We start from the raw sequence: 11,330 nt of genomic DNA on the forward strand, positions 1-11,330 counted from the left end.
TGCCTTGAGATCGACTGAGATCGTGGCAGGAAAACACAAGGCAACACCCTCAACCGGCATGCCCCTTATGCCCTGCGACCTGCGACCTGCGACCTGCCAGAGCCGCTCTGCAAGCATACCTGGAAAGGGTACTCAAAATTCCTGGATGACCGCCTGCGCGGGCATGACGCCGAGCCAGCAAAGGCAATGGCGGTAAAAACAGGCAGCGATATAACCATAAGAAATGCTATCCTGATCGAAACATCTCATTATCCCGGGCAAGCCTGCTGCCGGAAAGGCTCTCTTCTCCGCGCCTAGGTTGCAGCGATAAATCCTTTGCATTATGGCAAGGCCAATGGTAACCATGTAACCTTCTGAATTAAAAACAACTATCAACTGTCACACCGTGACACCGCCGTGGCATCGCCTCTCCACCGGGGCCTGCGAACTGTTGAACCAGGGGAAGGTCCAGGGAGTGCTCCACCTCTGCAGCGAGCGCCTCCAGGCAGAGCTGCCTGGCCTGAAAAAACAGCAGAACAGTCCTCGCCCCTGAAGGTGACCGCATCCTGCCAAGGAGAAAATATGAAGATCATAGCAACCATTGTCTTGCTTGGAGCCTTACTCGTCCCCTCGGTCGGCCAGGCCGGGGTATATACCGACGACCTCTCGCGCTGTCTTGTCGAAGCCTCTTCTCCGGAAGACAAGATCACCCTGGTGCGCTGGATGTTTTCAGCCATGGCCTTGCACCCGGCAGTACAAACCATAGCACCGGTGGATCCGGCAGTAAGACAGCTTACAGATAAAGGGATGGCCGAACTGATCGTCAAGCTGACCTCTGTCACCTGCCTTGAGCAGACCCGAAAAGCGATTCAATACGAGGGGCCGATCGCCCTCAACGCAAGCTTCAACGTCTTTGGCCAGGTGGCTGCCCAGGAGCTCTTCTCCAACCCCGAGGTCGCCCGGGGAATAGCGGGGCTGGGGAAATTCATCGATACCGAAAAATTAAACAAGACTCTTGGCATAGCCAAACAAAGCAACGACTGAACGCGGCGGCCAAGCTGGAGGATGACGAGGAAGATGATCGCTCTGCATTCTCTGCCAGGCTGACCCCTCTTTTTGGATCTACCCAAATCGGCAGCAGAGGCCTGGCCGAGGGCAACAGAGAACAAACCGTCCCCCGGGCAAGAGGCTTTTCTTCACGATTCGAGACAACAGGGATAAACGATGCAGCTCAACTCAAAGATTGAGGCGCAAAACAGGATCGACCAGCTCAACGCGTTCCAGGCGGAACTGGCACTCCTTGAGCAGGAAAAGGTGCTCTTTCTGGACGCGCGCCAGCGCGCCGCCCTTGGCAGCTACCATGGAGAGCTGAGAGCACGGTTGTCAGCCGCCTTTGACATCGACTCCAGCAGCCGGGAAAAACAACTGAGCCTGGGGATGAAGATCAGCTCCTTCCTTGGCGCCCTGGCCCTGGCTGCCAGTGTCTTCTTCCTGTTCTACCAGTTCTGGGGCCGTTTCTCGACCTCGGCCCAGGTCCTGATCCTGGTCCTGGCACCCCTCATCACCCTGGCGGCCACCATGTACAGCTCCTCCAGGGAAAAGAGCGGCTATTTCGCAAAACTGCTCGGCCTGGTCAGCCTTGCCTGCTTTGTCCTCAACCTCTCCATGTTGGCCCAGATCTTCAACATCACGCCCTCTGCAAACGCCTTTCTGGCCTGGGCAGCCTTTGCCTTCCTCCTGGCCTATGGAGCAGATGCCCGCCTCCTCCTTGGTGCAGGGATCCTCTGTTTTGCAGCCTATCTCTCGGCCCAGACAGGGACCTGGAGCGGCTGTTACTGGCTCCACTTTGGGGAACGCCCGGAGAATTTTTTCCCGGCCGCCCTGATCCTGTTCCTGATCCCGCTGCTTCCCCATCACCGCTTCTCCGGCTTTGCTGCCCTCTACCGGGTCTTTGCGATGCTGCTCTTTTTTCTGCCGGTCCTGATCCTGGCCAACTGGGGGGCGATCAGCTACCTGGATCTTGGTCAGGAGAGCGTTGAGCGTTTCTACCAGGTGCTGGGATTTCTCTGCAGCGGCCTCGCCATCTGGTATGGAATCAAAAATGGTCTGCCCGAGGTGATCAACAGCGGCAACGTCTTCTTCACCATCTTCCTCTACACCAAGTTCTACGATTGGTGGTGGGACTGGATGCCCAAGTATCTCTTCTTTCTGCTCATCGGCCTGACCGCGATCCTGATGCTGCTGGTCCTGAAACGGCTCCGTAATGGTGCGGCCAGCGAGCCAGGGGAGGTGAAACCATGAAAAAACGCCTCTCTTCCCGCGCACTCTTTGCCCTGGCCTCTATCCTGCTTGCCGCAGCCAACATCGTGCTCCTCGCCGGGGTCGCCGCCAACCGATCAGGCTCGCCCGAATCCCTGACCATCCTCAGCGAACGGGAGCTGCAGCTGCCCTACCGGCTCCACAAAGAGGACAGCGGCCTGGCCCTGCGGCTGGTCTGGCGCAGCCTGGACAGGGATCCGGATGAGCCGGCAGATCAATCCGGTTGGCAGTCGCCGGCCTGGTTCACGGCGAAAAAACTGGAAGCCTTGGGGTTCAAGGGCGCTGATCTGCTCCGCCAAAGCGACGATGATCATCACTTCCAAGAGCCCCTTCCCAGAGAGGTCTTTCTTGTCCTGGAACTGGATGGACCGGCCTTTCAGGAAAATCTCCGCCGGGCGGAGAACAAGCGGGCCCGGGAACAACGGCTATTGAGCGTCGACCGGGCAGACAAGACCCTGCAGGCCAACTATGATCGCGCCAGCAAACGCCTGAAGAGCGAAGGGCTGAGCCGCTCCCGACTCTTTGTTATCGATGCTGGACTCGATCGAATAAAACTTCGGGCCCGCTATCCGGACCGGGGACGCTTTATCCTGGTCAAGGGGCTGGTCCGGGCGGGCTACCGGGGCAAGCGGGAGAAGAGGGAGCTATTCGGGATCATCTCGGCCCTGAGCACCCCCAGGATCCAGGTGACCCGCAAACAGCGGGCCGCCCTGGATAGCCTCCTGGCCCGGGAGCCAAACGGCCGGGAGGAACTCCAGCCGCCCCGCTACACTGTCCGGCTGGCGTATGGCAACCGCCTGGAGCCCTGGATTGTCGAGGTGCAGTTAATAGAACCTGAAGGAGATTCCATAGGGAAGAAACAAGCACAGCTGAGATGACGAGTGAGAGCCAAGTAATGGCCGACTGGAATATCGAAGAGAAAGCTGAACGCTTCCCCTGCAAGCTTTCGGCAATTTCTTACAGCCGAAGAAGAAAAGACCTCCGCTCTATCCCAACGGAATCAGAGGAGAACACCGCAGTGTCACGATGTTGTATTTAGCGAGAACCTATCAGCAAAGTGTCTGTTCAGGCTCCTGCCTATGATCACCAGGAACCGTTCAGCTGTATCGCTGTGCAGAGTTTTCGCAAGATCATATCCTCCCTGCGAGTATTGAAACACCACTGGATCAGGATCGTCTGTAAACTCGACTATACCTTTTACCCGCAGGATGTCATCAGCACCAGCGACAATAGCCTTCAATAAGGTATCTTTATCCAAGGGCGCTTCAAAGTCAATCAACCTGGTTTCGATCAGATCATTTAGGTGAGTTCCCCCCTGTCCATCTTCCATTGGTGAGATCAAGGGACGTTTAGGCGGAAGTTGAAAGTTTGTCCCATAGAGTATGGCCGGATTAACGTCTCCATAGGTGGTCCGATGGATATCTGCAACAGGGTTGAGCGACCTTATCTCGTTGGTGAGAAAATCCAGCTGAGAAGGGTCGCTGAGGTCTGATTTATTGACCAGGATGAGATCAGCAAGACGGATCTGGGCCCTCGCGACCTCAAAACGTTCCAGATTCCCGACGCCCGCCAGGCTATCGACCATGGTTGTAACAGAACCGAATTCCAGGATATCACTCAGGTCGTCTATCTCTGCAAGCATATTTGCCGGGTTGGCAAGACCCGTTGTCTCAAGCACGATAAAGTCCGGCTGAAAACGAGCCATGATGTCTACCAATGCCGATCGCAGATTTCCAGCCAGAGAACAGCAGACACACCCTTCATCCATTTGGGTGACAGCGTAGCTTTCGTTGAGAAGCTTGGCATCAAGCCCTCTCTCTCCGATTTCATTTTGGATTACTGCAACGAGGTTGTTGTTTGCAGCCTGCGCCTGGATAAAATTATCAAGGAAGCTTGTCTTACCTGCACCCAGGAACCCTGTAAGCAGGATGAAACGAGGTTTATCAACCATTCCCATGGACCCTTTGTCCAGCCCGTTGGCCACCCCCCAAAAATCCGTTGTCCACCACAGCTCCCCTTCATAGATCTTTGGCACAGGCTTGGATGGGTCCCAGCGAATTTCCGGTGGCTCCTCCCAGTCAAAGCCTTCTGCCTGGGCAACATCGGCAAAATAGCCAAGGGTCAGGCGATGCTCACGACTTGTATGCACCAAAGGCGAAGAGGCAAGGCTCATTCTCTGCTGGGTGTAAAGAACAGCTGGAGCCGATGCCAGCGTATAGCTGAACGAGGCAGCAAGAGCCCGAAAGAACGGCATGGCAATCTCACGAGCAGCAAGGTCCTGATCGATGCCTCCGGGAGCAACAGCTTCAACTAAGCCCTGGTTGTTTTTGACGACAATGCCTCTACTTGAAGACCAGCTTAGCCTGTCATTGGCCGTTAATGCCAGAAATACCCCCCCGGTGTCCTCATGGATATACGCTTCAACATAGCCGAGATGGAACAGGTTCGCGAACCCGAGCTGAGTTGCGAATGATCGTACCTTATCGAGAAAATCAGGTTGCAGTATCTGAATACCGGCCTCAACGGAAAAAGATTCCACAAGGTCCTCATCCGGGGAGGGAAAATAGCACAAGGAAAAGCAGGCCCCTCTGCCGGAGGTTGATTCCAGAGGAAGCACTCCGTAAACCCCAGGCCGGTCATTGATCCGGGTGGTGACGGTTCCGGTCCGGATATTGGGGGAGATAACTTCATGGATTCCGCACCAGCCCAGACGCTGTCGGATAGCTGAAATGTAGTTTGCGCGGACAAGGACAGCTCTCACAAGCTCAAAAGCCGCATCCTCCGAATCATCCAGAACCGATGGAGGCAGGAGTGTTGCCAGCTTTTGTTTGAGCAATGATCTCTTGTTACCCATGGTGCACTACTCCATATCCTAGCCCATGCCCTGGCGACAGACGAGACACCAGGGCATGGAGCACTGCCAATTAACCAAAGGTTATGGTATCACCATTTCCCAGATATGCCTTGTCCTTGGAACGATGCCTGGCCGTTCCCTCAACCACAGGATAGCCGGCGCTTATGAACTTTTTCGCACAGAGCACACCGGTGCAGTGATTACAGCCAATGCGCTCAAATCCGTACCGTTGAAGAGAAATCACAAGATCATCATACTTGGGATCCCAGTCATCAAAGGGTGAGATATGAAGCCCTCCGTAAATACCATGCAACTGGTCATTTTCGTATTTGAGTTCCTTGCAGGCCGTCTCGGCGAATCGTATGATGCCCTGATGACAACATCCCGTCACCGAGACAAGACCCTTGTCCTTAACGTTGAAATAAAGGGATTGCTCTCCGTAGACCCGGCATATAATTGGAATAGGAAAGACATAGGTCGCCATGCCTGGAATATGCTTATACAGCCCATTTTTCACCTCAACAAGTTTGCCGGTGTGGCCAGCATCCTTGATGTACTGCTTTCCTTCGGGATAAAAACCTTCGGGAATATAGATGGTGATGGAAGGATCATACTTGAGGGTCACGGGTAAGCCCCAGTAGTGGTCAAAATGCTCATGGGAAATAAACAGAGCCTCGATTTCCCTGTTTTCAAGCATTTTATCGATACCTTCCCGCTTGAAGGATTCATCCATCCACTTGTACGACCAGCCGGAATCCAGGAGAAACTTTCGTACCTGACCGTCAAGCTCCTCCACTTCAAGCAGACAGGAGTAGCCTCCGGCATTGTCAGGGTTGATGGAATTTTTCTGGGTAATCTCCCAGGCTTTATCGATATCATGGGGAAGATACTCCTTGATCAGGGAAATCCCTTCATCATAGGAGCCTTTTCCAAGCCCCTTGCCATTGCCGAACGGAGGCCAGTTATAGGAATATTGATCCACAAGAAGACCACCGGCACCCTTGACGTCTCCCACCAGGGTCTGGTTATCAAACCAGCTTGTTTCCGAGATATTGGTAACCTTGATACTCTTGCAGGTTCCTATATCATTCATTTTTTTTGCCACCTTGGGAAACAGGGCCTTTCTTGCTCCGGAATACGAGTATGCGCCCATGGCCCCCAGCACTCCAACCCCTGCACCGGTGATGGCTCCCTTAAGAAAATCGCGTCGTTTTATATCACTAGACATATGGGTATCCTCTTGGTCTCTTAATTTTTCGGGATGATATCGATAAAGGCATAGAGCTTCGGTAGAGCCCCGATCGTCCCGATATAAATAAGGACACCTATGACAACGCCTGCTCCCATTCCGGTAACAAATTTTGGCGTAAGGCGTATCATGGAAATCTCGGCCTCTGCTGCACGATGCTCAGCCTCGATTTCCACCTGGGTCTTTGGTACCATCTTCCAGGCAGGCCAGTTATCCATAAACCAATGATGTGCAAGCCAGATATTTATCAGCCATATGGTTGGAATCATGGGAAATTGTTGCGGATGAGAGAATCCCTTTTGAGTACCGAGAAAGAGGTGGGAAGTCTTGTAGTAAACAATGTACAGCAAAACTGCCGCAACAAGGCAGACGATTGTACGAATCGCAATGTTGACCGGCAAGCTGAATTTTCTTGGCCAGTTTTCGCAATAAAAAGTCAGAAACAGTGCCGGCACCAGGAAAAATATGGCCATTTCACCAACATGAAGCCAACGCCAGTCAGGGGAAAATGCTCGCCTGGTACCACGGATAGCCTCTCCCCAGGTCAGCTCCTGTGCAAAGTAGAGAAAGAAATGCATGGCAAGGGCGATGAGGATAATTCCTGCAAATGTGGCAAAACGACGGAGCCAATCGTTTTTTATAAGGTTGAAGGGATAGCGTTGCCAAATGGTTTCAACCAGCCAGACAACAACGGTACAACACATAATCCAGGAAACATGAAAATTACCTGAGACCGTGTCTGCGAAGTTCTCCCAATAAGGCGGGGCAATGGAGGTGAAATACTGCCAGGGATGGTAGAGGATCCCCATATGGGGATGCATGGTAACAAAGTAGACAATCGTTGAGAGAAAAAAGGTAACCACTAAAACAGAAAAGCCCCTTGCAGGCTGTTTAAGATCTTTCCAGGGGGCATTCTCCATTGCTACGACCCAGGCAGGAGAAAGCCAGGATGCAATGGCTGCAAACATAAGGATTGCAAGCGCGGAATATTCTGCAGCAAAGAAGCTGGTTACACCATCAAGTTTCCCCAACTGTTCCGGATTAAAGTAGGCCAAACCATAATTGCCCAGAAATCCTTCAAAGAAACCCTTAATCAGGGCCAGGAGAATAGCCACAGAAACGAGGGTCAGCACCGTACCCTTGACCAGGGGGTGGGCGGTCTCAAGCCATTTACGTTTAAAAGGCCAGAAGTTAAAGATATAGACCATCCAGATCATCATGATGAGCCACCATCGACAGTACATATAGCCGATATAGGGCGTGTACATGCGCATGAGACCTCTGGGGTCCTGAAAGATCCACCAGGTGGCATAAAAGACGGTTAAGGTCAGCAGGAGGCTGACCAGCGCGGGAATCGGTCCCGCCCACCTCTTGACAAGCTTTCGCTCTTCAAGGTATTGTTCGCCATACCTTTCCATAATACCTCCATAATTGTGTTTGGGGTTTTGGTGGGTTAGGGACGGAGCGCCCGATTACCAGTCCTGCGCTCCGTCCTGTTTCACTTTTTTTATCTTTCTAAAAAAATAGTTAGCTGCCCCGATCGCGCATTGCATCCTGTATCGACTGAAGGACACGATTTCGATCTTTCCAAGGATCCAAGCCAAGTCTTTGGGCTTCCATGGCCATCAGTTCAGGGGGAAGATCTGAACTGATATCCGGGGCTACCTCTCTTACCTCCTGCCCGTCGTCTTCAACGAGACCTGCTCTCATTCCAAGAGTCCGGAATGCACTCTTTATGATCATTTCCAAGAATACTCTTTTTTCCGGAGCCTTGATCATTCCGCCTCCGTGAGCTGGTCTTTCAGGATTGCAGCCGAAACAATGCCCTCCTGGGATTCCAGGATTTGACTGAGATGCATTACATACTTCTGGGTGACCAGTTTGGCCTTGTTACAGTTTCGCTCACGAAGGGCATGGAGTATGTTGACATGATCCCCAAAGAGCTGTTCTTGTTGTCCTTGGTTTATTTCGAAGAAATGCTTGAATGAGGCCATATCAACGGAACAGATCACATCCATGATGTTCACCATAAAAGTGTTGTTTGTGGCGATGGCAATGGTCCTGAAAAAGGAGAGACTCTCCATCCATACCTTTTGAGGATCTTCGGAAAAGATGCTCCGACTGAGAGCTACGTTTCTTTCTTGCAACTCTTCAAGCTGTGATTTGGTTATACGAAGAGCCGCAAGCTCCACCATAATGTGAAAAAACAGATATGCGCTCTCCAACTGGTCGGTCAACAGTTTGGTAGAAGCGGTAATCTTGTCGTCGGACAGGGGAAAATTTGCGAGGCTGGAAACACCGGCTTTTAAGTACGTTCCGCTACCCTTCTTAATATCGACAAGACCCCTGCCTTCCAGCATGTGCAACAGCCTTCTCAGGGAATTACGGGTAACTTTAAGGGCTTTAGCAAGCTCGCGTTCAGGAGGAAGCCGGTCCCCTGGCTGGAGATCCAACTTTTTAAGAATCAATTGCAGTTGACTTAGCAGGGCCTGTTGCATTGTCTTCGTTAACCTTCCAGGTACTCATGACAAAAGGAGCTGAATCTAGCCGACGAGTGCATACCCCATGATTTTTCTGAGCTCAAGAGCTCTCTGCTTGTCAGAAAAAGCATAGGGTGTTTTGAAACTGGGATATTCTCTCTGTTGTTGTTTCGTTTGTTGACGGACTGAACAACCTGTTCCACTGGCACCTTGAGCCGTTCCGCCTGGTTAAGGTGTAGGTTTCCTGCTGCTTATAGAGCTAGCCAGCGATTGCCTTGGGCCGCTCACTTATAACCTCTGGAAAGAGCTTGGCAGCTTTTCAAAACAGAGCCAAGTCTTGCCTTTCACAAGGATGCGTTTCTCTTCGGTTACCTGCAAAGCTTATGCGCCTACTCTACCAATCCTGGGGAAGCAGTAAAATTGGTGCAACCATAACCGATATTTTTTGCACATGTCAAGCAGCACATCGCTACACCACCACACAACACCGTTATAATTCAAATTGGTGCCACCAATTTTAGAGGTACAACTTGAGGGCTTTCTGGCTTAGAGTTCGCTTTGATCGCATAGAGACCTGAGGATGTTAACGGCGATGATGTCGCCGCCAGGCTCGAACAGCACCATTGATAACCTTGAGGAGGGCAAGGTAATCATCGGGACGTTTACCTGCAAAAAATCCAGGGGTAGTTGAGCAGAGAATAAGGACGGTGCGCAGCACGGTACGGCTGTAAAAAGGCATGGCAAAATAGGAACGAATTCCCCGAGGAACGAAAAGGGCCCAGTCAATAGGCTTAATGCTGTCCTGGGTGTCATCCACTACCAGGGACTCAAGGCCATAACGCTCGATGTCTTCAGCGATAGTGCCTTTATATGAAAAACTCTCTGCTTGCTTCACCCCTGCAAACGGGACACCGGCACCATAGACCATGACCATGTTTTTACGTATATGAACATCTGAAAAGAGGAGCGCGTCATACTTCCCGCAAAGCATTTGATCTGAAAGGCAGGCATCCATGATATCATTCATTTCGTGAAGGCCTGCAAGCTTCTCGGCCAAGGCATCCATATCTTTCATACTGGATATGGATATTACATTTTCAGACGGTTGACGTACCTGAGGTTTTTGCAGCGAGATGTGGATCAGTTTGTTTTTTTTATAAACCAGGTATCGAACTATGGTCTCAGCTTCAACAACCTGCTTTTTATCCTTTGACCGATAGGATAGCCTTCCCTTCCATTCTCCGGAACGGGAAATCTCCCTTGCCATATAATCCAGATCCTGTTCTTCGGCAGCGTCTTGCAACTCACGGAAGGGAAGATTCTTGAAGTCTGTTTCAGAGAGGCCAAACAGCTCCTTTGCTGCAGAACTGGCACAATCAATCTGCAACGAATCAGAGTTAACCAACAACACAGGGTTGCCAGACTCCTCAACCTTCAGCTTCAGCTCATAGTTCACACCGAGAATTTCCTTAACTACCGCTACAGTATCCCCTGCATTAAGAAGGTAACCATAGTAAAAACCTGGATCGCTTCGGTTAACTGTCCCGGTGAGCTTCAACCAGGAAGTAACGCCATTTCTGCTTTTTACCCGGAAAACTGTTGAGGCATTCTCCCCCTCCTTGACAGCTTCCATAAAGTCTTCGATCAGGTGAAGGTCTTCCTGCAATACTTTTCTGTTCCGGTATTCAATGTTTTTAAGGAAAAGAGCTCCATCGATCCCGGGAGCAACATCGGTGTTGCCGTTCAGGAACTCAATACGGGCTTTGACTATTTCAATCCGCCATAGCAGTGCGGGGAAATCATTTATGAAACTGTAGAGGGCCTCAACAGATATGTCTCTGAGATCATTCATTGAATCGATCAAGCTTACACCTAATATATGGTCTTAACAGCAAAAGACAGCAAAGCAGAAACTGATGTAGTTTCACAGCTGTTTTTATGGGCTTTGGTCACAGCTGCAAAAAACAGGGATGGGCTGACCGGCTGAAAAACATGCCTCATCAGGTCATTTATACGATTTTTCAGGTTGGGTCATCCTGGAAATTCACGCGACTCAGATAATGGCTGTTATCAAACTTCATCGCAACAAACGGCTAACCATTTACTGTCCTCACTGCAACAGAAAAGCTGATCACCAGGAGGCAGAGCTTGTCGCCCATCCGCACCTTGCTGTAGACGCCATCAACCCACCAGTATACATATCATTTCTTGACCGATGACCTCTCCAGCCACTATGCTCTTCGAGCCAGCGACGCATGAGCCGGGAGATGGTGTTGACGGAAAGGTCTTTTGCCTGTTCACCAAGAAGCGCTTCCTGGGCCGCCTAATACTGCCCGGTTGAAATACCCTTGAGGTAAAGCCAGGGAAGCGGCTCTTCGATACTTCGTGATCTTTTCAGGTAAGGCGGTCCGATCAGTTTCAATCCACGCCCCCGTGAAGGGGCGACGAT

At 51.4% G+C, this 11,330-nt stretch carries 10 protein-coding genes and 1 pseudogene; 4 read left to right on the forward strand and 7 right to left on the reverse strand.

Annotated features, from left to right (window positions below; translation table 11 throughout):
• Positions 1–385 precede the first annotated feature (385 nt).
• The 4 genes from G494_RS27080 to G494_RS24840 all read left to right on the forward strand — a co-directional run bounded on the left by G494_RS27080 (position 386) and on the right by G494_RS24840 (position 3,176).
• Positions 386–532, forward strand: coding sequence for a hypothetical protein (locus tag G494_RS27080; RefSeq protein WP_153305982.1), 147 nt, complete (start codon positions 386–388; stop codon positions 530–532).
• Between the two features lie 29 nt (positions 533–561).
• Positions 562–1,023 (forward strand): hypothetical protein, encoded by a 462-nt coding sequence (locus tag G494_RS0120765; RefSeq protein WP_028586051.1) that lies wholly within the window; start codon positions 562–564, stop codon positions 1,021–1,023.
• 180 nt (positions 1,024–1,203) lie between these two features.
• Positions 1,204–2,280, forward strand: coding sequence for a DUF2157 domain-containing protein (locus G494_RS0120770; RefSeq protein ID WP_028586052.1), 1,077 nt, complete (start codon positions 1,204–1,206; stop codon positions 2,278–2,280).
• Complete coding sequence (locus G494_RS24840; protein WP_051305939.1) at positions 2,277–3,176, forward strand: DUF4824 family protein; 900 nt, start codon at positions 2,277–2,279, stop codon at positions 3,174–3,176. Before G494_RS0120770 ends, G494_RS24840 begins: the two co-directional genes overlap by 4 nt.
• Before the next feature lie 143 nt (positions 3,177–3,319).
• Here G494_RS24840 and G494_RS0120780 read toward each other — a convergent pair whose 3' ends face one another.
• The 7 genes and pseudogenes from G494_RS0120780 to G494_RS27845 all read right to left on the reverse strand — a co-directional run.
• A complete protein-coding gene (locus G494_RS0120780; protein ID WP_028586053.1) occupies positions 3,320–5,152 on the reverse strand; it encodes a CobW family GTP-binding protein in 1,833 nt (610 codons plus the stop codon).
• 70 nt (positions 5,153–5,222) lie between these two features.
• The gene (locus G494_RS0120785; RefSeq protein WP_028586054.1) at positions 5,223–6,380 is read right to left on the reverse strand and encodes an MBL fold metallo-hydrolase; all 1,158 of its coding nucleotides are present in this window, start codon (positions 6,378–6,380) and stop codon (positions 5,223–5,225) included.
• A 20-nt stretch (positions 6,381–6,400) separates the two neighbouring features.
• Positions 6,401–7,819 carry a hypothetical protein gene (locus G494_RS0120790; RefSeq protein WP_028586055.1) on the reverse strand — a complete coding sequence of 473 codons (1,419 nt, stop codon included), beginning with the start codon at positions 7,817–7,819 and terminating at the stop codon, positions 6,401–6,403.
• 109 nt (positions 7,820–7,928) lie between these two features.
• Positions 7,929–8,180 (reverse strand): hypothetical protein, encoded by a 252-nt coding sequence (locus G494_RS0120795; RefSeq protein ID WP_028586056.1) that lies wholly within the window; start codon positions 8,178–8,180, stop codon positions 7,929–7,931.
• Positions 8,177–8,899: a FadR/GntR family transcriptional regulator gene (locus G494_RS0120800; protein WP_028586057.1), complete on the reverse strand. Its 723-nt coding sequence runs from the start codon at positions 8,897–8,899 to the stop codon at positions 8,177–8,179. Before G494_RS0120800 ends, G494_RS0120795 begins: the two co-directional genes overlap by 4 nt.
• A 565-nt stretch (positions 8,900–9,464) precedes the next feature.
• Positions 9,465–10,745 carry a hypothetical protein gene (locus G494_RS0120805; RefSeq protein WP_028586058.1) on the reverse strand — a complete coding sequence of 427 codons (1,281 nt, stop codon included), beginning with the start codon at positions 10,743–10,745 and terminating at the stop codon, positions 9,465–9,467.
• A gap of 265 nt (positions 10,746–11,010) precedes the next feature.
• A pseudogene (locus G494_RS27845) lies at positions 11,011–11,330 on the reverse strand (transposase); the annotation flags it as partial.

This window comes from Desulfogranum mediterraneum DSM 13871 (assembly GCF_000429965.1).
GTDB lineage: Bacteria > Desulfobacterota > Desulfobulbia > Desulfobulbales > Desulfobulbaceae > Desulfogranum > Desulfogranum mediterraneum.